A 269-nucleotide genomic window follows, 5' to 3' on the forward strand; every position below is an offset into this window, starting at 1 on the left:
GGTTTGGCGCGCGGGTACCACCGTCGCCCGGCCCTGACGGCCGAACGTTTCGTCACTAGCCCGTTCGTCGCTGGCCAGCGGCTGTATCGCACCGGTGACCTGGCGCGCCAGCGCGAGGACGGGGTGATCGAATACGCCGGGCGCATCGATCACCAGGTGAAGATCCGCGGCCTGCGCATCGAACTGGGCGAAATCGAAGCGCGCCTGCAAGAGCAGGACAGCGTGCGTGAGGCGGTGGTGGTGGCGGCCGACGGCGCCAGTGGCAAGCA

Annotated in this window: 1 protein-coding gene; it reads left to right on the plus strand. The window is 69.1% G+C overall.

Annotation, left to right across the window (positions count from 1 at the left end; translation table 11 throughout):
• The coding region (locus tag FS665_RS23200; RefSeq protein WP_145193662.1) for an AMP-binding protein at window positions 1-269 on the plus strand (269 nt) is incomplete at both ends.

It is taken from the genome of Pseudomonas sp. URMO17WK12:I11, assembly GCF_007677725.1.
Taxonomy (GTDB): domain Bacteria; phylum Pseudomonadota; class Gammaproteobacteria; order Pseudomonadales; family Pseudomonadaceae; genus Aquipseudomonas.